This window comes from Bacteroidia bacterium (genome assembly GCA_039924845.1).
Lineage (GTDB): Bacteria > Bacteroidota > Bacteroidia > DATLTG01 > DATLTG01 > DATLTG01.
In genome coordinates this window covers 1-3667 of record JBDTAC010000092.1, presented here as the reverse complement: position 1 = coordinate 3667, position 3667 = coordinate 1, and the positions used below count along the sequence as shown (strand labels likewise).

The window sequence follows — 3667 nt, the reverse complement described above, 5'->3', positions numbered from 1 at the left end:
TATTTTGTTTCGCGTTTACCGCGAATGCGAAAATAAAAACTTCCGTAAAAGCCGATCCTGCTTTAACTGCCAACGTAAATAAATGGATGCAAAACAGTAGCAATTTGCGTTTCCTTGAAAACAAAGGGCAAATGGCAGATATGAATCACAAAACAGACTCTGATTTATTGTTTGAAGTAAGCGGAAAAGGAATGGATGTTTACATCACCACGAAAGGTATTAGCTACGTTTTCACAGATGTGGAAAAACACAAGAAGAAAAATTTGCTCAAAAATAAAATGGGAATGAATTCTAAATTCAATTTTATGAATGATAGCATAACGTTGAAATATTGTCGTGCAGATATGAATCTGGTAGGCGCAACAATTAGCAAAGAAAATATTTTGAAAGAAGGCGAAAGCGAAGACTATGATAATTATTATCTCAGCCAATGTCCGCAAGGAGTTTTAAATGTACGCAGCTACAAAAAAATTACGATCAAAAATATTTATCCGGGTATTGACTGGGTACTTTTTACTAACGCGACTTCTGGCATAAAATATAATTTTGTAATACATCCCGGAGCGGATGCTTCGCAACTGAAATTACAATACAAATGGACGGATAACCCGGAATTACAAAGCGATGGTTCGATAAACATAAATACGCCAATGAGTAAAATTACGGAAGGTACTCCCCTAAGTTATACCGATGAAAACGAGCAAAACAAAATTGAAACCAACTACATTATAAAAAACAATGAAATAAGTTTTGCTATAAGCAACTACAACAAACACAAAATCCTAATCATTGACCCTGTATTGGTTTGGGCAACGTATTATGGTGGAAATGTAGGGACAGAACCAATGGGTATTCAAAGTGATGGAACAAATGTTTACGTAACAGGATATGAAACTTCAATAGGTTTTCCAACATTTGATCCCGGTGCTGGAGCATATTTTCAAGGAACATTAGGAGGAAGTTCTATTAATCCTTTTGTTTTGCAATTTTCTACTTCTGGAGTTCGCAAGTGGGCAACATATTATGGTGGGAGTAATGGAGATTATGGTCTTTCTATTTATAGTGATGGGGCAAGTGTTTGGGTAACAGGAGCTACAAGTTCAACAGATTTTCCAACCTTTAACCCAGGTGGAGCGTATTTTCAAGGAACATTAGCTGGAAGTCAAAATGCCTTTATTTTACAATTTTCCACAAGTGGAGTTCGCAAATGGGCAACTTATTATGGTGGTAGTAATGGAGATGCTGGTTATTCTATTTCCAGTGATGGAGCAAATGTGTGGGTAACAGGACAGACAACTTCAATTGATTTTCCAACATTTAATCCGGGCGGTGGAGTTTATTTTCAAGGTACAGGAAATGTTACTGGAGAAGCTTTTATTTTGCAATTTTCTACTTCTGGAGTTCGCAAATGGGCAACTTATTATGGTGGGAGCTATGGAGATATTGGTTATTCTATTTCCAGTGACGGAACTAATGTTTGGGTAACAGGAGAAACTGGTTCAACAAATTTTCCAACATTTAATCCAGGTGCTGGAGCGTATTTTCAAGGAGCTTTAGGAGGGAATTCAAATGCTTTTATTTTACAATTCAACACTTCTGGTGTTCGTAAATGGGCGACTTATTATGGTGGGAGTGGCTTTAGTCTTGGAAATTATGGCACTTCTGTTTCGAGTGATGGCACAAATGTATGGGTAACAGGAGCTACAATTTCAACAAATTTTCCAACATTTAATCCAGGAGGCGGTGCTTATTTTCAAGGAACAGGAAATGCTAATGGAACCGCTTTTATTTTGCAATTTACTATATCTGATGTTCGCAAATGGGCGACTTATTACGGTGGGAGCGGTAGTTATGGAGATATAGGATATTCTATTTCCAGTGATGGAGCAAATGTTTGGGTAACAGGAAGTACAAATTCAACAGATTTTCCAACTTTGAATATGGGATGTAATTCCTATTTTCAAGGAACAATGACGTCTGGGGATCAAGATGTTTTTATATTGCAATTTTCCAATACAGGAGTTCGTAAATGGGCAACTTTTTATGGTGAAGATCAAGAAAATGATGGAAGCTATGTTTCCAGTGATGGAGTAAATGTGTGGCTAACAGCTGATGCTGCAAATTCAACAGGTTACCCAACCATAAGCCCTGGAGGCGGTGCTTATTTTGAAAATACGTGTGCAGGAATAGATAATTTATTAATAGCACAATTTACAATATCATCAGGTATAAAAATAATAGCTTCTCCTGATAGTATATGTTTAGGCGATTCGAGTATTTTAAAAGTAAGTGGTGGAAATAATTATTCATGGCATCCAAGTACTGGACTTATTATTGTAAACGATTCAATAGTAATTGTAAAACCAATAACAAATACAGTTTATACAGTTGTAGGAACGAACTCTTGCGGAGATATTGATAGCGCAAAAGTTACCGTTTATATTATAAATCCACCACCAATAAAAGTAATTTCTTCTCCCGACACAATTTGCTTAGGCGATTCAAATATTTTAAAAGCAAGTGGTGGTAGTAATTATTCGTGGCATCCAAATACTGGGCTTATTATTGTAAATGATTCAATAGTAATTGTAAAACCAATAACAAATACAGTTTATACAGTTGTAGGAACTAATGCTTGCGGAAATATTGATAGTGCAAAAGTTAACGTTTATGTGAAAGATTGCGCTACACCTCCAACTTTAGGGCAAATTCAAATACCCAACATAATAACACCAAATAACGATGGTAAAAACGATGCTTTTTTCATCACAAATTTACCGGCACAATGCAAATTAAAAATTTTTAATCGTTGGGGAAATACTGTTTACCAAAGTCTTAATTACCAAAACAATTGGGAAGCATCGGATGTTGTTTCCGGCACTTATTATTACTTATTAACCTTGCCTGACGGAACTATAAAGAAAGGCTTTTTGGAAGTGATAAAGTAAATGCAGAATGCAAAATTAAGAATGGAGAATTGAAATTGATTTGAAAATTTGAAAATGTGTTGATGAAAAAGTCAAGCTTTGAATTTTTCATCTTTTCTTTCAAGAAAAAAGGACGTAAGAAATGTTTATCTTTGGTATTGAATTTAACCTTAATGAAAAAAATACCTTTCATCGTTTTTTTATTTTGTTTCGCCTTATCTGCGAATGCGAAAAATAAAACTTCTGTAAAAGCGGATGCTGCTTTAACTGCCAACGTAAATAAATGGATGCAAAACAGTAGCAATTTACGTTTCCTCGAAAACAATGGACAAATGGCAGATATGAATCACAAAGCAGACAAGGATTTATTGTTTGAAGTGAGCGGAAAAGGAATGGATGTTTACATCACCACAAAAGGTATTAGCTATGTTTTCACAGATGTGGAAAAACACAAGAAGAAAAATGTACTCAAAAATAAAATGAGCATGAATCCTAAATTCAATTTTATGAATGATAGCATAACTTTGAAATATTGTCGTGCAGATATGAATTTGGTGGGTGCAACAATTAGCAAAGACAATATTTTGAAAGAAGACGAAAGCGATGATTATACTAATTATTACCTCAGCCAATGTCCGCAAGGAGTTTTAAATGTACGCAGCTATCAAAAAATTACCATCAAAAATATTTATCCAGGTATTGACTGGGTGCTTTTTACCAACGCGACTTCCGGCATAAAA

The 3667-nt window shown here is 35.1% G+C and carries 2 protein-coding genes; both read left to right on the top strand.

Annotation, left to right across the window (positions count from 1 at the left end; translation table 11 throughout):
- Positions 1–2948: gliding motility-associated C-terminal domain-containing protein (locus ABIZ51_11345; protein ID MEO7089377.1), on the top strand; the 2948-nt coding region annotated here is incomplete at its 5' end.
- A gap of 152 nt (positions 2949–3100) precedes the next feature.
- A partial coding sequence (locus ABIZ51_11340; protein MEO7089376.1) for a hypothetical protein occupies positions 3101–3667 on the top strand: 567 nt, incomplete at its 3' end.